Below are 20,708 nucleotides of genomic sequence, written 5' to 3' on the forward strand. Positions count from 1 at the left end.
ACCTTATGAGCGAGGGAGAGAAAGCAAAGTGAGCAAAAACGAAGTCACCGTGTTCAAGGATGATCTTGGCCGTCAATTCGTGCGCAGCCGCACCTGCCAGTTCAGCCTCTGGCACTACCCCAAACACGATGTGCCTTGGGCAATAGATGCTTCGCAGTTGCGCTCGGGCAAGGCGCTCGGATGGGGCTACAGGGCTGAGTTAGACGAGATCTTCGCAGGTCGAGCAATGTATGCCGAATGGCCGCCCGTCCTGTTTCGCTTCGTGCGCGCGCACATCGCCGAAGCGATGCTTCGCGAGGGGTTCTCGGCGCACGAAGCCACAGAGGTCGTCAAGCACATGAAGGACAGCGAGGCTGAGGTAGTCGCGTATTCGAAAAAACTGGCCCGCTTGCGGAAGCTGACATGGACGAAGCTACAATAGGTCATGGCATCGTCGGCGCTGATGCACTGCCAAGTGAATAGCCCCGTGTCTTGTGGATGCCTTCTTCGCCAATTTTGAGGCAAGGAGGCTATGATGAGCAGCAGCAAGTTCAGCGACGAGGTCAAGCGGAACGCGGTCGCGCAGATCACCGAGCGAGGCTACCCGGCCAGGGAGGACATCTCCGCTAATCTGAGACGCATACCGTGGCCCCGGCGCAGTGAAGCGCGATTGGGACCACGGCAGTCGCAGTCTGAAAATCTGCATCCTGCCACTCTACCGGACCTATCGTAATAACGATGGAGACTACTGCCCTATGGCCACCTTTCCCGCCGCGGCCGCGGCTGACGACTACTTGCAAGTGATGATCACGCCCAATGGCGGGCTCGTCGGCTAAGCCCGCGGTCGGCATGTCATCTACGTGCTTGGCCTCGCGATCGCGGTCCTGGTCTTCAACCTCTGGATCTGACCTTTACCGATACATCTTTAGCGTGATCCCACCCCCGCGCCGACTTGGCGCGAGGGCAAGGACGAGGAGGGCATCTCGGACCTATAAGAAAGTTGGGCGGGTCAAACGGCCTGTCCAACTTGAGTTCTTGTCTGCTGGTGGTCTCAGATGGCGTGTTGCGCCTTGCTGATGACAGTCTCGACATCGTCCGTGATCTCCTTGAGGAGCGCTTCGAGCGACTGCGAGTAGCTCACCCATTCCTCCGGCTGGATGCTGGTGGGGTCACGGATGTCGGAGAGCTGACGTGCGAAGCCCGCGATAGCCTGGGCACGGGTCTCGATCAGGCGAGCCTTGGCGCAGGCTTCAATGCGGGGATCGGGCAGTGTGGTCATGGTTGCCCCCCTTAGAACATAGACTTGCGAGCGGGCGCCGCGGCTGCCGGCTGAGCAGCAGGAGCGCTGCCTCCGATGTCCCTGAGCGTCAGCAGAGCCTCGATGAAGCCGAGCTTATATTCCCAATTACCGGGATAATTCAGCTGGAAGGGCGAGTTTGCCGCCGCATTGACCTGATCGAACGTCGTGATGACATTCTCGGGGTCCGCGTTTTCTCGGTGAATCCGAGTGCGCTCCTCGATCTTCTGCAGCAAGCCATAGTCGATCGCCTCGACACTGCAGTTCAGGCCATCATGCAGGCCGAGATTCCACATGTCGTCTGCATGGGCCTTGGCCTTGTTGCGCAACGTTTCGGCACGGTCGTCGGCGGCCATCGCCTTGCGTGCCTGCTTCGTGTCCTGAAGGCTCTTGAGCGGCGTGGTTTTCGGGGCGCACACGACATTGCCACCCGCTGCCTGATGTGCATAGAGAGGGTCCACGCCCCCCGCCTCAGGCATCATGATATCCCCCGCCTCAAGCCCGAAGACCTCCGCGAGATCGCGGACCGTCTGGACTTCATGGCGGACGTTATCGCGAGGGCTCTTTTCGGCGTTATAGATGGTCTTCTCGTCAAGGCCGGACTTACGAGCAAGCTGCGCCTGGGTTAGCCCGGCCTCTTGGCGGAGACGACGAAGTTTATCACCATTGATTTGCACGGTTCGTTTCCTTTCAGTGCATTGTTTCAATGGCTTACTCATCGCATGATCTCCCATCATGGCGTTACGGCAGGGACCCGCATGTTGGCCGGAAGCAGGTCGCGTATTCGACCCTAACCCGCAAACAACCCGCAAGTAGCCCGCAATCTCCGGATCCGGGTCATGTAGAAATGTGATCCCGCACCGAATCCTATCGCCCTATGGCACCAAGCCCTCGTGATCGTCATCCGAAGTCTGTCTCCATCAGCAGGTTCATCAGATCCTCGACAGGCACCCGCACCTCCTCTCGATCCCCGAAGACGTAGGCCGCGCGCATCACGAAGAGGTCGTCGAGGGCGACCTCGATGCGCTCGACCGATGCCCCGATCTCGTCGACGATGTCGGGGACTTCCGCAAACGTCTCGTCGACCAGGTCCACCTGCCGCTCGGACAGCGCGCGGCGCCAGGTGGTCTCGGCCTTGTCGAGCAGGTGCCGCAGTTCCGGCACCTGCATCGTGATCGCTTCGAACGGCGCCTCGATCATGTCAGCGGCTCGAAGCGACCATGACCGTTGGCCAGAAAGAACACGAGGCCATCGCACCCGACACAGCGACAGGGCTCCTCGTAGCCGATCAGGCTGAACTCAGGCCCGCGCGTGGCCATCATCTCGGCCGGGCTGAGCTCGAGCACGGTTCCACATTTGCGGCACCAAGAGCGCACCCGGACTTCCTCGGCCGCCATGGCAGCAAGCGTGGCGAAGCGGCGCGGCATGATACGAGGCTGGCTTCCCTTGGGCATGCCCTACGGATTGACGGGACTCGGGCGCAGCGTCAATGTTCACTTTATGTTCATGTTCGTATTCTTGTTCGGAGCTGCCGATGCAGGATCTCGATATCTTTCTCGCGCATCTGCGGTCCGCCAGGCAGAAGCTCGCTGTCAGGAGCTCGGTTCTTGATACCCCGAAGCTGACGCCGGCGGAACGGGAAGTTCTGACCACGCTCGGGATCGAGGATGATCCCAACTCCCAGTTCCCCATCAGCGAGGCTCTGGCGATCCAGGAGATGTTGGTGGAGACGTCCCTCCCCGTAGAGGACGTCGCTGGCCTTACCGGGATCAGGCCAGCGGAGCTGCATGAGCGGCTCGAAGACGGACGCCTTCTGGGAGTCTGGATGAACGGCGATTGCTGGCGCATCCTGGGCTTTCAAATCACCGAGGCTGGCCTGCTGCCAGGCCTCGACATGGCACTGCACGTCATCGCCAAGGACACCAGCCCGATCGCAATCTGGGCCTTCTTCAGCACGCCGCAGCCGCGGCTGATCCGCCGCGGCCGAATGGTGGCGCCGGTGGAATGGCTCGCCTTCGGCGGCGACCCAGAAGTGGTTACGGACCTCGCACGTAGCCTTTGACTGCCAAGCGCGCATGGCTATGCCAGCTTGTAGAGTTACGTGCTATGACATGCAGAGCTGGTGGTAATTCTGCTGGGGTAAAGCAGGTGATAATCCTTTACTCGCCTTCCAAGCAGTTTGTCAGAGACCCACCAACCTCTCGTGCCTCCTAAGAGACATGGCTTGTTTCGGATGCTTCCTGGCGCATAGTTATCCACAGGCTCTGCTTTTCGCCCTTTCGTTAATATATAAGTTAAAGAAGTTAAGCCGAATCGAAAGCTGAATTAGTCCCAACAAATCAACATATTACAACCACCCCCAAGGGATCAGAAACCCGTGGATCGGGGAGTAGAAACCCGTGGCATGGGGGAGTAAAAACCCGTGCATGGCGTCGGGGGAGTAAAAACCCGTGTCTCATAGTAGTAGCTTGCGGTAGCGCATACGCAGCAGGGGATCGCCGTTCGCACCCCTCTCTTCAATCAGTTCGTAGGTGGGGATTTTCTCTGCAGCGATAGCTTTGCGTAGCGCCTTTGCAAAATCGGCATAGCGCATCTGCGAGCCTGACCTACGGTGCAGGTCCCGGAATGAGAACGCCCACCCATCCGAGTTGTCGAGTCCGTTTCCGGCGTGCCTCCTGGCGAGCCGATACAAGAACCGGTCGAGCCCAGAAGTGAGGTCGAAGTAGAGCGGCGTGATGCTCAATACCTCTTTGCGACTACCGATTACGGCCCGGTAGATCCATGTCGGAATGGTCATCTGAGCGCCGAGCGGTCTGGCGTGGTCATCGGCATCCTTGATCTCATCGAGAGTAAAATCCGAGACCAAGTTGAAGTCTTCGTGTCGATCTTTCCGATCATGGCGACGGATCGTCGTTCGGATGCGGGTTGCCCGCAGGCGGTTCATCGCAGCCTTAAACCGCTCGTATTCTCGGCCACCTACCCTGCCCATGCTGTCACACCAGCGAATGCTCTTCATGAGGTCATACGGCCGAAAAGAGATCGTTTGCGCCGGCGTCTCGCCTCGCTCCACTGCAGCGTTGAGCTGCGAAATAGCCCATATCACCAAGTCGAAATCCCATATTGTGGCGATGTCGTCGCCTTCGGTCGAGGTGATGACCACCTGCTGGCCGCTCGGCCCCTCCCACTCGATACGGCGCTGACCTCTCTTCGCGATCGACACCATGGGCGCGCTCATCATCTCTTTGTCGTCTCGCAAGGGAACGTCGCCGACGAGCGCCACGAAGAGGTCGAGCTGCTCCTTGGCAGTGCTCACCCGCCCGAATCCTGCGTAGATGCGTGCTTGCGTAGATACGCACGCGCAGCTTCATCGAGGATGTCCTGGTGCGTCCGGCTGGTCTCGAAAGACAGACGGCGCAGGGCCTGGTAGGTTTCACCATCGAGCACCAGGCTCAGCCTCTTGCTCGGCGTCATGGGAGCGGGTGCCGGCTTCGGTTTCGGCGCCGCCTTCGGCTTGGAGCGCGTGCGAGCCCCCTCTTGCCCTTTCTGATTGGGTGTCTTCGCCTCGGTATCCACCAAGCCCGACAGACTGAAGCTCTTTGCCATCACATCACCCCTTTCAGATACTGCCACAGCCGCTGCATCTCGGCGAGAGCATCCGGATTGTTCGCCTCGATAACGCTCAGCCCTGCTCCCCCCATCTCAGCATAGACGATGCGGTTGTTGATATTGACCGGGGCCACCCGGCCATGCTGCGCAAGTTCCCTTGCGGCGGCATCTGTGAGGCGCGCTTGAGGATTCACCATCGTCATGACGAACGCGAACGGCACCCCTGCCCTATTTGCAGCGCTGATCGTTGGGCCAATTGCGTCCAGATCATCGGTGCTGGCCCGGCTCGGGATCACCACCAAGTCAGAGGCGCCCATCACGTCCTGCATCCATCCAGGCACCTGCGGCGGGGTATCGATCACCACCAGGTCGAAATGGCTGCTCAAGTGCGGCAGGATCGCCGGTAGCTCGCCCGGCTCCGGGTCGTCATCGAGCATGGTGGGGTGATCTGCTTGACGCCGCGCAAGCCACCTTCTGGTGGTGCCTTGCGGGTCGAGATCGACCAGAAGGACGCGCTGCCCATCCTCGGCCGCGAGGGCAGCCAAGTTACGGCTCAGAGCCGTCTTGCCCGCTCCACCCTTCTGCATTGCTATCGTCATCGTTTTCATGGGACCACCTTGCGTATCTCAACCAGTGTAGTCAAGCACGCACCTACGTATCTACGCATGCACTTACGCACCTGCGTATCTGCGTAAGTGCATGCGTAGATACGCACCTGCGTATTCGCGCATTGCTCAGGCCGAGCTCGGCAGTTTGGAGAACTTGCTGGGCATTACGGGCCATGAGGAAGCCATCGACGGCATCGTGGCGCATCACAGGTCGCACCTCGACGCTGGCGCGACCCCCAAGGATGTGGCGCGGCTTCTCGAAAGCGCGCAAGCACTGCTCGTGCGCCTGCTGACACGCGTGCGGACAATACCCTTCGACGCCCCGGGCCTTGGCCGGACCCTGTCGGATTTCGATGTCCGGACCTGTCGGTCAGAAGCGAGGCTGGAAGGCATCCTCGCAACGCTCCACCGCGCGCTGGCGGCCAGAGGCGGGGCAGGGGACCGGGTGACAGTCCGGGGCCCTTGGTCGTATCCGATAAGACGGGTTATCGGATACGACCGGGAACAGCTGCGAAGGGCAGACCCCCTTGGAAAGCGCGGACACTTCGTGAAGCGCGTCAGAACGGGCCGGTTCTCATTCTCGTGGTCCGGAAAGGGCGCGAACTGAGACGCTTGCTTCAAGCTCAATAGCAACCTGAGAGAGAAATTCGCAGTAGATCTTCGCGCTGCCGAACTGGTGACGCAATCGGGCGATCAAGAGCAAGCAGAAGGTAAGGCAAGGATATACCGATGAAACCTGCTCTGTTGGCACTTGGTCTGACTCTCGTCTCTCAGGCAGCGTCGGCCACGACATGCTATTTCGAGGTGGATCGCACGATCCTGCTGCAAGGCGCCTGCGATTTCGAGTTCACCGGCAATGGGGGGTTCGAGATCTACGGTCCTGACCCCAATCCTCGAGGAGAGGCATACTTTCGGGAAGTCATAAGGTTCGACCTCACCGGGAACGGTCTTGGAACAGCAGTTTTCACCGGCGGCGAAGGAAGCCATCTTCATGGCATGCTCAGGAACCTCGACCGCCAGGGGGCCTGCTGGACCAACGACCAAGGAAGTCTCTGCGCCTGGGCGGAGTGATCAGGTATCTATCTTGGCCTTGCTTTGGCAGGCACGAAGAACGACCGAAATGGAGTGAATAATGGGTGAGCGGCGTGTCGCAGTTCTGATTGACGGCGATAATGTTGTTTCGAGGCATTCCAGAACGGTTCTTTCCGAAGCAGAAAAGCTTGGTCGGGTCGACGTTGCGCGCGTTTATGTCGATGAAAATCATCTCTCAGCCTGGTTGCGCACTCCCGGTTTCAGGTTGATGCACGCGGGTTTAGGAAAAAATGCTACCGATCTCCTGTTGTGCATCGATGCCATGGAGTTGGCTTTTGCCATCGGGATTGAGGCTTTCGCGATTGCCACTTCCGACCGTGACTACACGCATCTGGCCCAACGCCTGCGCGAGCGTGGTTTCCATGTGCTCGGGCTTGGAGAAAGCAAGACGCCGGACGAGTTCCGCCAAGCCTGCACAGCGTTCCTTTTGCTGAATGGTGACGAACGCGATCCAGCGTCGACCGAGACGATAAGCAGCGTTCCCGAGTTCGACAGGAAGATCCGGAGCATGATCGCCCAACACAGCAAGAACGGGCAGGGCATGCTGGTCTCGCAACTTGCGCCGAAGATGCATACGGCACATGGCACACGGATCAGTGCTTTGCCGGAGGGCAGCTGGCGCGCCTATCTGTCTGCTCGGCCGGACCTCTATGATCTCGATCCCCGGGGGCCTGAGGCCATGGTCCGCTTCCGTCCCACAGGGTTCGCTGCATCCTGAGCAGGCTGCCTCTGGGCCTGCCGGTATGGGCTGCCAATGGAAGATTCTGGGGTATCCTTAGACCCTGAAGTAGGTCCGCGACCCGATCTCCTCGCCGTTCTTGTAGAAGCGCCCGGAGGTCCAGTCCTCTGGGTGGTCCATCACGGCCTCCCAGACGAACAGCCCGAAGCATTGCGCCGCCTGTGCGAAGCTCCGGCGGGCAGCCTTCTCGTAGATCGGCTGGAAGACCGTCCCGGTCCAGTCGCTGCCCGGCATCCAGCCCGCCGTCGCAATCTCCCGCCCCTCGATCATGCCGGCCAGCGTGGTGCGGATGGCCACAATTTCCGCTGGGCCCAGCCGCGAGAGGTAGCGTTTGAAGTCGGCCTCATAGGGCATCTTGGTGATCGTCTTGCCGCTGTCGAGGTCCTTGAGAGTCATGGTCGAGTCCTTGCATGAACGCAGGCGTCCCGGGCCAAACCCGGGACGCCTTGGGGTTCAGATTGCGTTGGCACGCAGCACGCCGCGCATGATGAGTTCGAGCAGGTCGTCGCCCTGAATGACAGAGACCGGCACGCCGGTGTCCCGCTCAAGCGCGATCATCGCCTCCTCGAGTGCAGCGGATGGCTCGGCCTCGGTCAGAGCAATGACGGCGCCCACGACATGGGTCGTGATGCGACCGTCCTCGTCCCGCTGATTGCGCGTTTCGATAGCCTGGCGCAGCTGCTCGACCGGAGCCCGACCGGCTTCGCCTTTCCAGTCCTTGACTTGGATCACGATTGTCCAGGTCGGACCGCCCAGCGGGTTCGGCATCGCGATCTCGATGTCGGCGCCCCGCTCGGCGGGGCCACCGGTCTTGAACACCTCGGCGTCCGGAAAATGGGTCTTGAGCGCCTCCGCAATTACAGCTTCCCATTCGGCTTTGCCGAAGGCCTTGGTCAGGCCATCCCGAAACCGCGCGCCGAATGCGTCGAGAGCCACCTGCCGGGCGGTTTCCACTACACCCTCCATGCGCTCGGTTTCGGTGCTTTCCTGGATCAGTTCGGGGTCGTCGAGATGGGCCAGAACGTGCTCGAACTCCTCGTCGCGCCCGCGGATCTGCCAGGTTCGGCTGCGACTGGTCAGTGAGTGCCGCAGACCGCTGCCCACGTGCCGGCTGCTGTTGGCCACGCCATGGGGGGTAAGAAGCTCCACCTCCCGGATGTGGCCGAAGTCCCGATACGTCTCCGACACCTGCATGCGCTCGTAACGATACGGGCCCGTGATACGAGCCAGTGAAAACATCCGGCGGTGCGGCATGTTCGGGATCAGGACGATGTCGCCCTCCTGCCAGCCGTCGCCGCCGCCCCTCATGCGATGATGACGGTTGGCAGCCATCTGATCGGCCGACAGCTCGCTTTTTGGTGTCTTTGCAATGATCTCCAAATCCTGGTCGGCTTCATGGCCCCAGCCCTGACGCAGGCGGCCGGCTTTCAGTTCGCTCCAGAACAGGTCGGGATGATCGCTGGCGGTGCGGGACGCCCAATAGCGGCATTGGCTCACGTGCTCGTCTCCTCGATGTGCCAATGGAGCTTCGAGGTTTTCTCCTGAGGTTGTCAAACCAGAAGGACAAGATCCCTCAGGGAGAGTCGGGTGGCTGGGGGAGGTTGCATCGTTCAAGACAGGTTTGGGCATGTGGTTCTCCAATGGTGTTGCACCCCCAACACCTTTTCAGCAGCTGCTTTACGCTCATTCTCTCAGGATTTTTTTTGCCCGTTCTTTCGGCGCTCACATGCTGATAGCGATCCGGGCCGTCTCAGGGTTCTCTATTATCTGACGGCGGTGCGCTTCGGTCGTTCATCCAGGAGATTTGAAGCAGTCCCTTATAAGAATGATCCGCTGACACATGCACTTTGGGGTTGTAGTAATGAGGCATGAAGGAACTCCATGCCGCCATCTCTGACCCCGCCGCGGTCCTCGCCATCGAACCCGAGGAGCTGGCGGCCAAGCTGCTCTTCCTGATGCGCGAGCGGTTCGAGAGAGAGCGGAATCAACTCCGGCCCACGGACTTCATCACCGAGGTGATGACGGAACCAACGCCGGAAGAAGGAGGAGAGGGGTATCCACGGGACGACCGTGTCCAAATCGCCTATGCACTTACTGAAGCCCTCTCTTGGCTCGAGGCCCAAGCTCTCTTGATCCCGTTCCCCGGAGAGTATCGCGCAGAAGGCCGGATGCTTAGCCGCCGGGCGCAGCGGATCGAGACGAAGGAGGACTTCAGGCAGTTCGAGATGGCCCGGCGCCTGAACCGGGACCTGCTGCATCCGATGATTGCCGAGGAGGCCTGGCTCTCCTTCGTCCGCGGGCGGTTCGCGGCCGCCGTCTTCGAGGCCATGCGGGCTGTCGAAATTGCCGTGCGCGAGGCGGCGGGGTTTCCGGAGGGCGATCACGGCGTGCCGATGATCCGTAGGGCCTTCCACAAGGACAATGGACCGCTGCGGGACCCGGTGCAGGAGGAGGCCGAGCGCGAGGCCCTCATGCATCTCTTCGCCGGAGCAGTCGGCTCCTACAAGAACCCGCATTCGCACCGCAACGTGCCCATGGAGGATGCCGGCGAGGCGATCGAGATCGTCACCCTCGCCAGCCACCTGCTGCGCATCGTTGACGCCCGACGGTCGGCCCAGCAGGAAAGACAGGCAGATGAAGGGTGATCTGGGCCTCGCGCGGGAAATCCTGTTGGCCGTCGAGGCCTACACTGGTGCGTCTCGGCCAGGCTATGCCGTCCTCTCCAGTATCGGCCGACCCCTTATCGCCTGTGGCATCAAGCTGCCCCATGCAGCAAGCCCTCGGCCGCCTGCCGGCGAAGCTTTCTAACCCATGTGGCGCACTCGAAGGTCTTGGTTTTTAGCCGCGTGCAGACCCCATCGCCCGAGCCGGCGCATGCGGCGGGACCTTCGCACGATCGATGCTGCACTGACCGGCGTGGTGGGGGCGCTGCTTCAGGACTCCAGCCGGGTTGCCGGCACGATCGTCGGGGTCGCTGCTTCGAAACTGGTGGCGGCCGGCGTCATGGCCGGGACTTTCGGGGCGATCGGGCTCTTCGGCGCAGCCAGCACAGGCACCGCGATCGCCACGCTGTCCGGGGCCGCGGCCACCACTGCAACGCTATACTGGATCGGCTCGAGCGTCGGGATGGGGGTCGCTGGGGGCAGCCTGATCCTGACGGGGGGAGGTCTCGTTCTCGGCATCCCCGCTGCCATCCTGGTGCGACGGCGCCTCTTCGGGCGACGCCGCAGGCCGGAGCAGTTGTCTGGACAGGAACAGGCGGCGCTTTACGCCGCGCTTCGTCTGGCCGCCCCGGTGCGCGTGGCACGGGCCCGTGCCATGGCCCTGTCACCACTCGAGCGGCGGCTCTACGCCAGGGAGGGCCTCGCGCCGCTCCTCGCCGTCGTGGGCGAACTCTCCAAGGATAGGAAGGAAGCAGCATGCGCCGAACCGCAGGGATCTCTCGCCTACTGGCCGCGGCGACGCCTGCGGCGCTCCGCCGCGCGCCTCGCAAAGATCACCAAACGATGGAGCCGGGCGTAGGCCGACGCAGCGCCACGGTGGTGCTTGCGGTCACGCTCCAGCGCCTGCTCGACGATCCGGAGCGTGCCTGGAGCGTGGAGGAGGCGCTCGTTCTCGACGCGTTGCGCCGCTCCAGCACCGCGCTGGACGAGGCCAGTCCGAAAGAGCTGGCAGACTACATGGCTGGCCTCGAGCCGGAGCAGCTGCGCGGGGTGATCTCGAACGTGAAGGGCATCTATCATGAGCTGCTTTTCGCAGCCGCCGAGAATGCCGATGGGGATGCCGTATTCGCCCGGCTGCCCGACGCCACCAACCACCCGGGCTCGGATGTGGAGTTCGTCGTAGACGGCGAGGTCATCGGGGCGGTCCAGCTCAAGGCCGTGGCTGCGCCGGAGCATGTCTACGAGCACCTTGCCAACTACCCGGGTATCGAGGTGCTATCGACCGAGGAGGTGGCGGCGATGATCCCCGGTGTGTCGGGGAGCGGGTTCGCCAACACGGAGCTCGAGGCAGAAGTCCGTGCGGCCCTTGGCGCCCTGCCGGGCGAGAGCCTGCCGCAGGACCTGCTGGAAGCGGCCGAGGCCTCGCTTTTCGTGAGCGCCGCCCTGACCGCTCGGGGAGCTTTGCGCGCGGGCCGCGTCGAGCCCCGCGCCTTAAAAGCCGCAATGGGAAATCTGGGGGTCGGTCTGACCACGGCCCTTGCGCTCGATGTGCTGCTTGGCGGCGTGTAGGCGTCTACGCTTCGATGACGATCCGGACCTTCTGCGGATCGACGCCGAGTTCCTCGGCCAGATGCTGGCGATGCTCCTCGATCACAGCGCCGAAACTCCGGCTCCCGGAAGTTGCGGATGGCGCCTTCCTACCCCCGCGGGCGGCGTCCCACGCCCGCCGCGCCGCCTGGGCATCCGGGAACCCGACCTCGGGCATCCGCTGCCATTCTCCCGCTTCCACCGAACCGAGCACCTCGTCCGCGTCCATGTAGGCCACAGGGTTGCGGTAACCCGGCCACCGGAAGCTGCCCTCCACCTCGGCATACTCCTCGAACTGGATCAGCCAGCGGCCGTCCTCGTCCTGCCGCACGTGCCGGACCGTGCCGCACAGGAACGCCTGCCCGTGCCGATCCTGGTCGCCGCGTTGCCGGGGGTCGTTGGCATTGTGAACCAGAAGCACCCGGCCGGCGGTCGCGACGCGGGTGGGATCGATCTTCCACCAGCCGGCGCCGCCGACCTCCATGATGTCCTTCCGGGTCTTGCAGGTGAAAATCACGACGATCTCGCTCATGGCATGCTCCATTTTTAACTACAAGGTATAAGATAACCTCAAGAAACTATCTGTCAACTATATAGATTTTATATAAACATCATGAAGCTTCGGGTGCCATTCGGAGCGCTGACAGGGTCTCTTCGGGACGTGAAGTTTGTTGTCGTTCAGGCGGTTGCGACGGCGACCTGCTTGTCGATCAGCCGAAAAGGGTGCCCTGTAGAAGCAAGTTTCCAGGTTCAGACTACAAGGAACGTCCATGCCTTTGTCTCAAGTCCAGATCATCCAGTCCCTCGCCGAAGCCTTGGCATGGTTCGAGAAGGAGCTCGGATGGGGGGTGGCGCCGGCCGAGCTCAACCACCTGACAGGCCGGATCGGAGAGCTTTATGCCGCGATGATCACACGTGGGCAGATGGCGCTTGCCACGAACCAGCAGGGTTACGATGTGGTCAGCGCCGAGAACGAGCGAATTTCGGTGAAGACCGTGACGACCTCCTCCCAGGTCAGCTTCAACGTTGCGACCTTCGATCTGGTCGACCGGGTGATCGTGCTTCGCCTCAACGTGGACGAGGGAGAGGCTTCGATCGAGGAACTGCTCGACTGCTCGGCCGAGGAGGTCCGGCGGACCTTCCGCTGTTCCGCGGGCAAGTATGTCTTTCCAACAGCTTCGCCCACCCGGCCTCGAAGGGAGGTCGAAGACCTCAGGGTCACCGCTTCGGCACGCCATGGCGCGCATGTCGTGCAGCAATACGAGAACGGGACAATCCTGGTGGAAACGTCAGGCACCAGGGAAGCGACAGCAAAACCGGTTCTCCGCGCGATCGCGGGCGAAATCGGTGTCGATCTGGTAAACGGCAGCGGCAATCCGAAGAACACTCGGCAACTGGGTGCGGACATCATCCGAATTCTGCATGAACAGGCTGACGTCCAAGCGTGACATGGCAGAAAAATCTCGCTTCGGCTTATATCGCGAGGGCTTCTTGCCGCACTCGAGAGAACGCTCGGGCGGCCGGCAGCTTCAACCTGAACGCGCTCGGTATGGCAGCCGAGTGTCTGGCACTTGAGAGAATTCACACGCACCCCGGCGTCGAGATCGGTCGTTGATGGCCTCGTTCTCGAACTTCACCCTCGAGGCGCTCGCCCAGATGATTTCCGGCGGGCCCGGACCCGGGCTCCGGAACACGGAGCCGGTGATGGCGATCTACCAATCTGGCCTTAAAATTGACCGTTTCCTGGAAGCTGCCGAGAGCAGACAAGCCGTCCCAGTGAGTCACTTGGCGCAATGTTACAGAGAAGGCGATGGCTTTCGGGTAGATCACAACATGGCTGTGCATCTCGACATTATAGCCGCCACTATCGAAATGGCGGCTCGAAAGTTAGTCAGATGAGGTATAATCCGGGCCTCGAACGAGACATGCTTCGGGGCAAAACCCCCTTCCTCAATACGTCCTGCAAGGTGAACTATGGAATGAATTCAACTTTGGCCTTCTTTTTAATCTTCTTTGCGAGCTTACTCGCTTGAGACCTAACGTCCGGATACTGAACAAGGGCGTGTTCGGGATTTTCTTCACCGGGGTCGTCTACGGGAACATGAAAGCATGGGGCACTGTTTTCCTGATAAGCGCCTACTGTGACACTGCATACAGCAGCAGACTCACGACCCCAGCTGATCCAGCGAGTATGAGCAGTCTTCGCATCTATTTGAGAGCCTCGCTCGACAGAGAGATGCGATCTGTCCTTCGGCATTGGCTCGAAATTCTGGCTGGATGGAACGCCATTATGAAACCACGCCGGCTTGATATGCCGAAGTAGTTTCTCGCTATCATCTTCAAGCTTAGGCGAATTTTCGGGAACTGGACTATTCACTGGCTCGGTATCTTCATTATCCAAAGGCGCCACCTTCCACAGTCCCCCCAAACCTTCTAATGACTTCAATAATAGAGCCCACATCAGAGAGCTCTTCATCCTCTCCGTCCGAATACAGAATATCCCCGTGGATATTTCCGTCGGGCTCTATATTTATTGTTATCTCGTCGTCGCCCTTAGTTGTCTCAATCTGAATGCCCCCATAAATTGTCGGGAAAATTCCAGAATCCGAGAACCATGCAGCGTCCAGTTTAATTAAGCTATCCGCCAATTGCAATGATTGATCGGAGATTTCGGGACCCTCGCCATCCAGCCATCCACCTTTCAGCGCTGAGAGTTCTGCCAATCTCTCCTTAGCTCTACTCAACGCGGAGCGATATTTCTCAGTCAGCGGATCATGCAGCTCTACAGCGTGAACCTCCGTAACCTTTCTTGCTTTATCATCGGCATCCAGCTCGAGGGTTAGCTCAAAGCTTACGTCATTCAGTAGATACCCATTGAATTCGTCAAATGCGCGCTCCGCGACCTCCAGCCGAAGGACACCATGCTCTTCTGTTTCAACTTCGATCCAACCATCAGCAGAAACTGCATGAAGAGTTCCAACTCCATCCAAGCGCTTCTCGTAAGTTTCACGAATTCTTGTAATCAGGTCTTTTCTAAGCTTTAGGTCAACAGATACGACACTACCACCCCTCCCGCGGGAGCCTACAAAATCTATTTTCTCACCCGATTTCAGACCAGCGCCAAATCTATTGAGCGCTGCTATCTGATCTCTTTTCAAAACAGGCCTGTAGCTCGTGTCGTTGGCCGCATTATCAAATAGCTCCGATACGCGCTCATAGGACACAGCAAAGAGATCGGAGGCGTCCCCCGTCATTCCCGGAAGGAAGCTTTGCCCCTGATCAAAGCTCGGAACCAAGACTGGAACGGAGCTTCCATCCTCAATTGAGATCAGATCTAAATTCAAACTTGCATCGAAGCCGCGGGGAACTCGTTGTCGGCCTACATGATGGGAAAGCCATTCACTTTTAGCAAATGCAACCAAGAGATCACGGAAAGCTTCGATGTCTGGCAGGACCCCAACAGGAAGGCGCCTCTCTCGAAAGCGTTGCCCCGAGAACCTCAGCCTGAATCCATCTTCTTTTTGTTCGCTCATCCCGGCTCCCCAAGGCGTCTGCCCCCCTACCGCATTGATATAGAACCATCAACGCTCACTTCTGCAAGAAACTACAAGCTTTGAGATGAATATTCTCTTGTATCGATGCCTCGCCCTTCAAGTGGCGTGGGTGCTCGTGCCTTGAGCTTCTCGATTGTCGCGACCCTATGCCACCTGCAGCATGCCACCTGCAGCTACTCAAAAACGACCGTTTTTGGAGCGCTCGTTTGGAACGGTAGAAATACGAGGCTTGACGTCTCCAAAAACCCCGGTCAAAACCGTTTGAGTTTTTGAAGGTTTTTGGCGGAGCTTCATGTGATCCTTGGCTACGCGCGGGTCTCGACGGAAGATCAGAGTCTGGATGCTCAGGTGGTGGCTCTCGAAGGCGCCGGGGTCGAACGGATCTATGCAGATAAGGCCTCCGGATCGAAGCTGGCTCGACCAGAACTCGAGCGTCTCCTTGACCAGCTGCGCCCCGGCGACGTGGTAGTTGTCGCGAAATACGACCGGCTCAGTCGCTCGCTCCAAGACCTCCTGACGATCGTGGATATAATTCAATCCAAGGGCGTAGGCTTCCGGTCACTCGCCGAGGACATTGACACCACAACACCCGCAGGGCGGCTTGTCTTCCATGTCTTCGCCTCGATTGCCCAGTTCGAACGCGAGAGGATCGTCGAGAGGACAAGGGAGGGACTGGCCGCGGCTCGCAAACGTGGGCGAGTGGGCGGTAGGCCTCCCGCCCTGTCCAAGGAACGCCGCGCTGAGGTTCAACGGATGCGTGACCATGAGGGGCGATCGGTTTTGGAGTTGGCTCGGTTGTTCCAAGTTTCTCCGAATACCATCAGACGGGCCTGAGGCTGTCGTTTGCCACCGCTGGCGGCGCCTGCGGCTTCACCAGTAAGCATCAGGAGCGATCCTGAGCCTCCTCGAAGACTTGGCGGCGGGCCGTCCTGAAGAAATGCCGGATGGCCATCTCGCGGGCTGCGTTGTCGCTCATGACCGCGCTCCTCATCTCTGTGTCGCGCTGGAACATGCGGATCATGGCACTCATGAACAGGTTTGCGAACTCGGGTCGCACCACGTCCTCAGGGTTGTTGAGGATCATCTCACGGAGCTCGTCGTCCTCAAGGATCTCGCTGTTCACCTGCTCCAATCGGAGGAAATCCTCCCGCGAGAAGGTTGTGCCGTGCCTGTCGTTGAATGCAGAGACGATCTCGGAAAGTGACTGCTCCTCTTCCTCGGTATATGGGCTCGCCCCGAACTCCACGATCGGCTGCATCTTGGTTCCATCTCCCGCTCCCAAGGAGGCAGATCCTTCGTTGGTCTTTTCGATCCGGTAGGCCTCAAGACGCAGCATGTCGTCGGTGATTTCGATCTGCGCGGGGACTGCTCGGGAGGGCAGGAGGCGCACCAGCCAGTCGAGATAGACGTAGAGACTCTCGAGATTCGAGTCCTCGAGCGGGATGACTTGGCTAACGAAGGCATAGAACCGCATGTAGCTCTTTGCGAGCTGCCGGAACTCCTCGGTTGCTGCCTCGTCCTCCGCCAGGAGGAACCGGTCTCGAGCACGTCTAACGATGCCCTCAAGCCTTGTTCGCTCGGAGCTCGTCAGATCTCGGCCGACGAAGAAGCCCTGAGCGAACTCGTCTATCTCCGTCATGTCTACGGCGGGAGAAGCACGAAGCTGGGCCTCGAGGGTATAGATCTGGTTGAGGTTCGTCCGTTCCTCAAGAAGGGTTGCCTCGTAGAACGGAGCGAAAGCCGTGCGGATGTCCTCCACGCTGTTCCGGAAATCGAGGATGAAGGTCCTCTCTTTCCCGGGATGCGTCCGGTTCAACCTGGCCAGTGTCTGAACGGCCTGCAGGCCATCCAGTTTCTTGTCAACATACATAGCGCAGAGCTTCGGTTGATCGAAACCGGTCTGATACTTCTCCGCGACCACAAGCAATTGGTATTGGAGCTCGTAGGGGGTCCCGTCCGGTTTGATTCCGTTAAACCGTTTCGGGAGCTCTCCCTCGGAGAACCCATTGGCAGCCTCTTCGGTCCATGTTTGTCCATCGACCTCGAGATCCCCTGAAAAGGCCACGAGGGCCTTCATTTCAGTGTATCCCTGTTTCTCGATATAGCTTTTCAGGCCTTGCCAGTAGCGCAAGGCATGTTCGCGACTTTCCGTCACCACCATGGCCTTAGCCTCACCGCCGAGCTCACGCATCACATGCCGGCGGAAATGCTCCACAATGACCTCGACCTTCTGGCCGATGTTAGTCGGATGTAGGCGGGCAAAACGGGCGACCCGGCGTTGACCATCCCGCGTGCGCAGGGCGGGGTCATCCTCGATGGTTTTCTCAAGCTGAAAATAGGCTTGGTAGGTCGTGTAGTTTTGCAAGACGTCGAGGATGAAGCCTTCTTCGATGGCTTGGCGCATCGAGTAGAGGTGAAAGGCGTGCGGAGTTCCATCGGGCCCGATGCGTCCAAAGCGTTCCAGCGTCACAGGTCTTGGTGTGGCTGTGAAGGCAAAGAAGGAGATGTTCGACTGGGGGCCTCTCGCGCGCTGATATTCAAGGATGACGTCTTCGACGTCCTCGCTGGAGCGGGTCAGCGAGCGCACCATGTCGGCGTTGGCCTTGCCAGACTGGGAACTGTGAGCCTCGTCGATGATGATCGCAAAGCGCCGAGTGTTCACCCCTGAGAGTCTGGCAAGGTGCTCGGTCCCGAACTTCTGGATGGTCGTGATGATGATCCGAGCACCCGCTTCGATGGCTGCCTTGAGGTCCCGGGATGTCCCGCCGATCTTCTTCACAAGACCCGGCGTCTTCTCAAAGCTGGCGACTGTGGCCTGCAGTTGCCGATCCAGAACGAGGCGGTCCGTGATGATGATCGCGGTGTCGAAGATCGGTTTGTCTTGGTCATCGTGCAGATTGATGGCCTGATGAGCCAACCAAGCGATGGTGTTCGACTTTCCGGACCCCGCGGAGTGCTGCTCCAGATAGTTGTGCCCGGGTCCGTGGGCGCGGGCATGCACCAGCGTCTTGCGCACGCAGTCCAGCTGCTGGAACCGCGGAAACAGCATCTTCTGTTTCCCGTCGGATTTGTCGAGGTGGATGAACTTCGACATCAAGTCGATCCAGACCTCGCGACCGAATATGGCCTTCCCTTCGGGTTGGTCGGCGTAGAGGTAGCCGATGGCGAAATCGCCCTCGATATCAGGGTTGCCGGCACCGCCATCGCGACCGCGGTTGAAAGGCAAGAAGCGCGTCTTCCCGTTCATCAGACGCGTCGTCATCGAGACGTGCTCCTGATCGAGGGCGAAATGCACCAGCGCCCCTCTCTTGAAGGTGAGGAGCGGCTCGCCAGCCGGCGAGCGATCTTTCCTATACTGGGTCTCGGCATGACGGAATGTCTGGCCGGTGAGGGTGTTCTTCACCTCCAAGGTCGCGACGGGAATGCCGTTTAGGAAGAGAACGATGTCGATCGCGTTGCCGTGGCGCTTTGAATAGACGACTTGGGTCATCAGAGTCAGGCGGTTGGCTTGCCAGGCGCGAACCAGGTCGGGATTGAGAGTCGACGCCGGCCGCGGGAACATCAGCCGGAAGTGCAGGTTCGGCACGATCTTGAAGCCATCACGCAAGACCTCGAGCGTGCCGCGTCCTTTCATGGCTACTTCGAGATTGCGAAAGAATTCGTCTTCGGCAACGCCCGGATATTGCCCTTCCAAAGTCCTCCAGACTTCGGGTTGGGTATCCTTAATGAAGGCAACCACGACATCCCGGTCCAGCCCTCGGGTCTTGTCGAATGCAGTTGAGGAACGCTCTTCGTAGCCTTGAGCGGCAACGAGCTGGTCTACGATATGTCGCTCCACCACCTGTTCGGTGTGCAGCTTCTCGGGCGTGAAGGACTTGGGATGCGTCGTCATAGCGAACTCGTTAAATGTCTCTGGTTCGAATAGGCCCGGTCAGCCGCGCAGGTGATCGAGGATCACGCGGGCATCCTCGATGCTGCGGACTTCGAGGCGGGCGATGGGATTGCTGCGGAATTCCTCGTAGGCGCTGAGGTTGCTGTTGGCGCCCTTGCCCTCGGCATCCGTCCAGACGCGCCCCTTGGGCTGCTTGTCGACACGCTCCACGCTTGCGGGCAATGCCTTCGGCAGGCCGAAGGGGCGGACTACCCAGAAGTTCACCTGAGAGTCATGGCCGATTTCCACCCCAACGGCGCGGCGCTTGCCATGGCTGCGCCAGACTTCGAGGTGGACCTTGCCGCTGTTGGCGCGAGCCGAGGGGATGGGCTCGAAGTCCGCGCGCAGGATCGCGCGGACGGCATCCTTCAGATCTGCAAGTGAGGTGCTCACTGTCCCATCTCCTCTGCGATCCGGTCGAGCGCCTGATCCGTCGTGCCATTGCGACGGTAGGTAGCTGGGTCGATCTGTCCGGTGACGGCAGCGGTGATCAGGGAGGCGCGGAGTTCAGTAAGGCGTTGGACGGATGTCATGAGCTTCGAATGAACCTTACGATAAGTCTGGATACTGGCATCCAATTTCGAAACGATCTCATCCTGTTTTGCCAGTGGGGGCAATGGCGTCCGGAACGAACGAATATCTGGCATGTAGATCGTCTTGTGTGTCGATCCGATCATCAGGCGCCGAAACTCTGGTTTCATGGCGCGCAGAACGTAGTAGAGGAATTTTGAGCGAACACGCCTTGATGGAATCCACCCTACGAAGTCCTGAGTAGTTGCCATAGGGCAATCCAGTATTCCGGCGAAACCAACGGACGCCGTTCGCGACAACACGACCGTGCCGCGCGGCAGCATCCGCGCCGAGGAACTGGCAAGGCCGAGATCGCTCACCTTTTCTTGGGTGTCGCGAAGATAGACGATCTCTCCGCTGCGTAGTTGCCATACGTCGGCGAGCGATACCCATGGTTTGTTACACTCTTCCGGCACCCAGTATTCTGGAACCTTTCGGCTCGGCGTGTGTCCGCTTTCCAGCCGCGCGACGTGCAGGAATTTCGGGGCAAGCCAACCCTCAGGCAGGTCTCCGATCCAGTCACAGCCAGACGGTGAAAACGACCCGTCTTCGTCTTTCCCGGTTACAGCGCGCAGGAAAGATGCTTCCTCTCGTTCAAGAATGAGCTCAGAAAATCTTCGCTTCTTCTCCACCAGTGCATCAATACGGGCGGTCTCGCGGTCGAGAAAATCGGCAATGGCCTTCTGCACATCGAGATCTGGACATGGCAATCGCAAGGCGGAGATATCTGACGAGGCAAGGTGTTTCACTGTGCTCGCCGGGGTGAGATCATTGATTACCTTCAGGGCAATAGGGATCTGGTAGAAAGCAAATCTGCTTATGGTTTTAGATTTTTTCTTCTGCTTGAGCGCGGCAACGCGCTGATTGAGTAAAGCTTCACCTTTTTTCCAAAAAACGCAGTTGAAGTCGCCATCCATCCCGATCACGAGATCTCCGTTTTTTACAACGAATTGCTGACCGTCGATCCCGGAATATGAGGTGGGAAGTCCTTCCCCAAGCAGGTCGCGAATTCTAACGACAGGCCGTCCATCACCAATGAGATTGAACCCGTCGGATTTGTAAGGATAGCCATTCATTAGGGT

Annotated in this window: 26 protein-coding genes; 11 read left to right on the top strand and 15 right to left on the bottom strand. The window is 59.6% G+C overall.

Going from position 1 to position 20,708, the window contains the following annotated elements; translation table 11 throughout:
* Nucleotides 1-28: 28 nt before the first annotated feature.
* Nucleotides 29-421 (top strand): hypothetical protein, encoded by a 393-nt coding sequence (locus NHG85_RS10300; protein WP_253332111.1) that lies wholly within the window; start codon nucleotides 29-31, stop codon nucleotides 419-421.
* A gap of 609 nt (nucleotides 422-1,030) precedes the next feature.
* Here the strand turns inward: NHG85_RS10300 and NHG85_RS10305 are convergent.
* The 4 genes from NHG85_RS10305 to NHG85_RS10320 form a co-directional block, all read right to left on the bottom strand.
* A complete protein-coding gene (locus NHG85_RS10305; protein WP_253332113.1) occupies nucleotides 1,031-1,258 on the bottom strand; it encodes a hypothetical protein in 228 nt (75 codons plus the stop codon).
* Between the two features lie 11 nt (nucleotides 1,259-1,269).
* A complete protein-coding gene (locus NHG85_RS10310) occupies nucleotides 1,270-1,995 on the bottom strand; it encodes a helix-turn-helix transcriptional regulator (RefSeq protein WP_253332115.1) in 726 nt (241 codons plus the stop codon).
* A 181-nt stretch (nucleotides 1,996-2,176) separates the two neighbouring features.
* Nucleotides 2,177-2,476 (bottom strand): hypothetical protein, encoded by a 300-nt coding sequence (locus NHG85_RS10315; protein ID WP_253332117.1) that lies wholly within the window; start codon nucleotides 2,474-2,476, stop codon nucleotides 2,177-2,179.
* On the bottom strand, nucleotides 2,473-2,730 hold the full coding sequence (locus tag NHG85_RS10320; RefSeq protein ID WP_253332119.1) for a hypothetical protein: 258 nt from the start codon (nucleotides 2,728-2,730) through the stop codon (nucleotides 2,473-2,475). Before NHG85_RS10320 ends, NHG85_RS10315 begins: the two co-directional genes overlap by 4 nt.
* Nucleotides 2,731-2,810: 80 nt before the next feature.
* On the opposite strand from NHG85_RS10320, the gene NHG85_RS10325 reads away from it, so the two are divergent.
* Nucleotides 2,811-3,338, top strand: a complete 528-nt coding sequence (locus NHG85_RS10325) for a hypothetical protein (RefSeq protein ID WP_253332121.1) — start codon at nucleotides 2,811-2,813, stop codon at nucleotides 3,336-3,338.
* A 393-nt stretch (nucleotides 3,339-3,731) separates the two neighbouring features.
* Here the strand turns inward: NHG85_RS10325 and NHG85_RS10330 are convergent, their stop codons facing one another.
* From NHG85_RS10330 to NHG85_RS10340, 3 genes are read right to left on the bottom strand one after another with little or no spacing between them, the layout of a single operon-like run.
* On the bottom strand, nucleotides 3,732-4,589 hold the full coding sequence (locus NHG85_RS10330; protein ID WP_253332123.1) for a replication initiator protein A: 858 nt from the start codon (nucleotides 4,587-4,589) through the stop codon (nucleotides 3,732-3,734).
* The gene (locus tag NHG85_RS10335) at nucleotides 4,586-4,879 is read right to left on the bottom strand and encodes a CopG family transcriptional regulator (RefSeq protein WP_253332124.1); all 294 of its coding nucleotides are present in this window, start codon (nucleotides 4,877-4,879) and stop codon (nucleotides 4,586-4,588) included. Before NHG85_RS10335 ends, NHG85_RS10330 begins: the two co-directional genes overlap by 4 nt.
* Nucleotides 4,879-5,490: an AAA family ATPase gene (locus NHG85_RS10340; protein WP_305884597.1), complete on the bottom strand. Its 612-nt coding sequence runs from the start codon at nucleotides 5,488-5,490 to the stop codon at nucleotides 4,879-4,881. Before NHG85_RS10340 ends, NHG85_RS10335 begins: the two co-directional genes overlap by 1 nt.
* Nucleotides 5,491-5,635: 145 nt before the next feature.
* On the opposite strand from NHG85_RS10340, the gene NHG85_RS10345 reads away from it, so the two are divergent.
* The 3 genes from NHG85_RS10345 to NHG85_RS10355 all read left to right on the top strand — a co-directional run bounded on the left by NHG85_RS10345 (nucleotide 5,636) and on the right by NHG85_RS10355 (nucleotide 7,300).
* Nucleotides 5,636-6,097, top strand: a complete 462-nt coding sequence (locus NHG85_RS10345) for a hypothetical protein (RefSeq protein ID WP_253332126.1) — start codon at nucleotides 5,636-5,638, stop codon at nucleotides 6,095-6,097.
* Nucleotides 6,098-6,219: 122 nt separating this feature from the next.
* Nucleotides 6,220-6,561 carry a hypothetical protein gene (locus NHG85_RS10350; RefSeq protein WP_253332128.1) on the top strand — a complete coding sequence of 114 codons (342 nt, stop codon included), beginning with the start codon at nucleotides 6,220-6,222 and terminating at the stop codon, nucleotides 6,559-6,561.
* 61 nt (nucleotides 6,562-6,622) lie between these two features.
* Nucleotides 6,623-7,300 (top strand): NYN domain-containing protein, encoded by a 678-nt coding sequence (locus NHG85_RS10355; RefSeq protein ID WP_253332130.1) that lies wholly within the window; start codon nucleotides 6,623-6,625, stop codon nucleotides 7,298-7,300.
* A gap of 57 nt (nucleotides 7,301-7,357) precedes the next feature.
* Here the strand turns inward: NHG85_RS10355 and NHG85_RS10360 are convergent, their stop codons facing one another.
* Nucleotides 7,358-7,717: a hypothetical protein gene (locus tag NHG85_RS10360; protein WP_253332132.1), complete on the bottom strand. Its 360-nt coding sequence runs from the start codon at nucleotides 7,715-7,717 to the stop codon at nucleotides 7,358-7,360.
* Between the two features lie 57 nt (nucleotides 7,718-7,774).
* The gene (locus NHG85_RS19850; protein WP_253332134.1) at nucleotides 7,775-8,818 is read right to left on the bottom strand and encodes a restriction endonuclease; all 1,044 of its coding nucleotides are present in this window, start codon (nucleotides 8,816-8,818) and stop codon (nucleotides 7,775-7,777) included.
* A gap of 371 nt (nucleotides 8,819-9,189) precedes the next feature.
* Between NHG85_RS19850 and NHG85_RS10370 the strand changes: the two genes are divergently transcribed.
* From NHG85_RS10370 to NHG85_RS10380, 3 genes are all read left to right on the top strand, one after another.
* Nucleotides 9,190-9,966, top strand: coding sequence for a TIGR02391 family protein (locus tag NHG85_RS10370; protein WP_253332136.1), 777 nt, complete (start codon nucleotides 9,190-9,192; stop codon nucleotides 9,964-9,966).
* A gap of 229 nt (nucleotides 9,967-10,195) precedes the next feature.
* A complete protein-coding gene (locus tag NHG85_RS10375) occupies nucleotides 10,196-10,843 on the top strand; it encodes a hypothetical protein (RefSeq protein ID WP_253332138.1) in 648 nt (215 codons plus the stop codon).
* Nucleotides 10,828-11,553: a hypothetical protein gene (locus tag NHG85_RS10380; RefSeq protein WP_253332140.1), complete on the top strand. Its 726-nt coding sequence runs from the start codon at nucleotides 10,828-10,830 to the stop codon at nucleotides 11,551-11,553. Before NHG85_RS10375 ends, NHG85_RS10380 begins: the two co-directional genes overlap by 16 nt.
* A gap of 4 nt (nucleotides 11,554-11,557) precedes the next feature.
* Here the strand turns inward: NHG85_RS10380 and NHG85_RS10385 are convergent, their stop codons facing one another.
* Complete coding sequence (locus NHG85_RS10385; RefSeq protein WP_253332142.1) at nucleotides 11,558-12,103, bottom strand: hypothetical protein; 546 nt, start codon at nucleotides 12,101-12,103, stop codon at nucleotides 11,558-11,560.
* 238 nt (nucleotides 12,104-12,341) lie between these two features.
* Here NHG85_RS10385 and NHG85_RS10390 point away from each other — a divergent pair, with 238 nt between their 5' ends.
* Nucleotides 12,342-13,019: a DUF6998 domain-containing protein gene (locus NHG85_RS10390; RefSeq protein WP_253332144.1), complete on the top strand. Its 678-nt coding sequence runs from the start codon at nucleotides 12,342-12,344 to the stop codon at nucleotides 13,017-13,019.
* A 256-nt stretch (nucleotides 13,020-13,275) separates the two neighbouring features.
* Nucleotides 13,276-13,470 carry a hypothetical protein gene (locus tag NHG85_RS10395; protein WP_253332146.1) on the top strand — a complete coding sequence of 65 codons (195 nt, stop codon included), beginning with the start codon at nucleotides 13,276-13,278 and terminating at the stop codon, nucleotides 13,468-13,470.
* Nucleotides 13,471-13,543: 73 nt separating this feature from the next.
* Here NHG85_RS10395 and NHG85_RS10400 read toward each other — a convergent pair whose 3' ends face one another.
* Together NHG85_RS10400 and NHG85_RS10405 are read right to left on the bottom strand one after the other, a co-directional pair.
* Entirely contained in the window at nucleotides 13,544-13,972 is a 429-nt protein-coding gene (locus NHG85_RS10400) for a hypothetical protein (protein WP_253332148.1), read from the bottom strand.
* Nucleotides 13,965-15,104 carry a hypothetical protein gene (locus NHG85_RS10405; RefSeq protein WP_253332150.1) on the bottom strand — a complete coding sequence of 380 codons (1,140 nt, stop codon included), beginning with the start codon at nucleotides 15,102-15,104 and terminating at the stop codon, nucleotides 13,965-13,967. The genes NHG85_RS10400 and NHG85_RS10405 overlap by 8 nt, the downstream gene beginning before the upstream one ends.
* A 315-nt stretch (nucleotides 15,105-15,419) precedes the next feature.
* Here NHG85_RS10405 and NHG85_RS10410 point away from each other — a divergent pair, with 315 nt between their 5' ends.
* Nucleotides 15,420-15,959, top strand: a complete 540-nt coding sequence (locus NHG85_RS10410; RefSeq protein ID WP_253332151.1) for a recombinase family protein — start codon at nucleotides 15,420-15,422, stop codon at nucleotides 15,957-15,959.
* A gap of 49 nt (nucleotides 15,960-16,008) precedes the next feature.
* On the opposite strand, the gene NHG85_RS10415 is transcribed toward NHG85_RS10410, so the two are convergent.
* From NHG85_RS10415 to NHG85_RS10425, 3 genes are all read right to left on the bottom strand, one after another.
* Entirely contained in the window at nucleotides 16,009-19,017 is a 3,009-nt protein-coding gene (locus NHG85_RS10415; protein WP_253332153.1) for a type I restriction endonuclease subunit R, read from the bottom strand.
* A gap of 39 nt (nucleotides 19,018-19,056) precedes the next feature.
* Nucleotides 19,057-19,449 carry a hypothetical protein gene (locus NHG85_RS10420; protein ID WP_253332155.1) on the bottom strand — a complete coding sequence of 131 codons (393 nt, stop codon included), beginning with the start codon at nucleotides 19,447-19,449 and terminating at the stop codon, nucleotides 19,057-19,059.
* A partial coding sequence (locus NHG85_RS10425) for a restriction endonuclease subunit S (protein ID WP_253332156.1) occupies nucleotides 19,446-20,708 on the bottom strand: 1,263 nt, incomplete at its 5' end. The genes NHG85_RS10425 and NHG85_RS10420, both read right to left, overlap by 4 nt.

This window comes from Limimaricola litoreus (assembly GCF_024159025.1).
GTDB classification, from domain to species: Bacteria; Pseudomonadota; Alphaproteobacteria; order Rhodobacterales; family Rhodobacteraceae; genus Limimaricola; species Limimaricola litoreus.

Excerpts from the sequence above, each read along its gene's own strand:
- NHG85_RS10355 (WP_253332130.1), top strand. The coding sequence starts at position 6,623 with ATGGGTGAGCGGCGTGTCGCAGTTCTGATTGACGGCGATAATGTTGTT.
- NHG85_RS10325 (WP_253332121.1), top strand. The coding sequence starts at position 2,811 with ATGCAGGATCTCGATATCTTTCTCGCGCATCTGCGGTCCGCCAGGCAG.
- NHG85_RS10340 (WP_305884597.1), bottom strand. The coding sequence starts at position 5,490 with ATGAAAACGATGACGATAGCAATGCAGAAGGGTGGAGCGGGCAAGACG.
- NHG85_RS10315 (WP_253332117.1), bottom strand. The coding sequence starts at position 2,476 with ATGATCGAGGCGCCGTTCGAAGCGATCACGATGCAGGTGCCGGAACTG.
- NHG85_RS10395 (WP_253332146.1), top strand. The coding sequence starts at position 13,276 with ATGGCGATCTACCAATCTGGCCTTAAAATTGACCGTTTCCTGGAAGCT.
- NHG85_RS10335 (WP_253332124.1), bottom strand. The coding sequence starts at position 4,879 with ATGGCAAAGAGCTTCAGTCTGTCGGGCTTGGTGGATACCGAGGCGAAG.
- NHG85_RS10390 (WP_253332144.1), top strand. The coding sequence starts at position 12,342 with ATGCCTTTGTCTCAAGTCCAGATCATCCAGTCCCTCGCCGAAGCCTTG.
- NHG85_RS10375 (WP_253332138.1), top strand. The coding sequence starts at position 10,196 with ATGCGGCGGGACCTTCGCACGATCGATGCTGCACTGACCGGCGTGGTG.
- NHG85_RS10305 (WP_253332113.1), bottom strand. The coding sequence starts at position 1,258 with ATGACCACACTGCCCGATCCCCGCATTGAAGCCTGCGCCAAGGCTCGC.
- NHG85_RS10380 (WP_253332140.1), top strand. The coding sequence starts at position 10,828 with ATGGAGCCGGGCGTAGGCCGACGCAGCGCCACGGTGGTGCTTGCGGTC.
- NHG85_RS10350 (WP_253332128.1), top strand. The coding sequence starts at position 6,220 with ATGAAACCTGCTCTGTTGGCACTTGGTCTGACTCTCGTCTCTCAGGCA.
- NHG85_RS10385 (WP_253332142.1), bottom strand. The coding sequence starts at position 12,103 with ATGAGCGAGATCGTCGTGATTTTCACCTGCAAGACCCGGAAGGACATC.
- NHG85_RS10310 (WP_253332115.1), bottom strand. The coding sequence starts at position 1,995 with ATGAGTAAGCCATTGAAACAATGCACTGAAAGGAAACGAACCGTGCAA.
- NHG85_RS10405 (WP_253332150.1), bottom strand. The coding sequence starts at position 15,104 with ATGAGCGAACAAAAAGAAGATGGATTCAGGCTGAGGTTCTCGGGGCAA.
- NHG85_RS10370 (WP_253332136.1), top strand. The coding sequence starts at position 9,190 with ATGAAGGAACTCCATGCCGCCATCTCTGACCCCGCCGCGGTCCTCGCC.
- NHG85_RS10360 (WP_253332132.1), bottom strand. The coding sequence starts at position 7,717 with ATGACTCTCAAGGACCTCGACAGCGGCAAGACGATCACCAAGATGCCC.
- NHG85_RS10320 (WP_253332119.1), bottom strand. The coding sequence starts at position 2,730 with ATGCCCAAGGGAAGCCAGCCTCGTATCATGCCGCGCCGCTTCGCCACG.
- NHG85_RS10415 (WP_253332153.1), bottom strand. The coding sequence starts at position 19,017 with ATGACGACGCATCCCAAGTCCTTCACGCCCGAGAAGCTGCACACCGAA.